Raw genomic sequence first — 331 nt, 5'->3', positions numbered from 1 at the left:
ACGGTCAAAAAAGTTGTCGCGAATCCCGACAGGTCCGTTTTTCAGCACGTCTTCCCACAGATGGGCAAGCTTCATCTCTGTCACATTTCTCGGCGCCGTGTAGGTCTCTTCATCTGCCGCTCCGTCAGGAGCTGGCAGGGCCTTTCGGTCAAGCTTTCCACTTGGCGTAACCGGCCATTGTTCCATCTCTATCATATGGGCTGGGATCATGTAGCCAGGCAGAAGCGTTTCAAGCTGCGCCCGCACCTCATTTCTTCCGAGTCCTTCTATATAAGCGCATAATTCTGGCTCGCCGCTGTCTGTCCGTACGGTAACGGCCGCCTCCCTTACA

General features: G+C 54.7%; 1 protein-coding gene. It reads right to left on the bottom strand.

Annotated elements, in window-relative coordinates; genetic code table 11:
- A partial coding sequence (locus V6D44_RS20990) for a hypothetical protein (protein ID WP_333516863.1) occupies positions 1–331 on the bottom strand: 331 nt, incomplete at both ends.

The sequence above is a fragment of the Bacillus sp. 0209A genome, assembly GCF_036765095.1.
Classification (GTDB): domain Bacteria; phylum Bacillota; class Bacilli; order Bacillales; family Bacillaceae; genus Bacillus; species Bacillus subtilis_G.
Note: the sequence above shows the minus strand (reverse complement) of the source record. Positions and strands in the feature narration are given on the sequence as shown.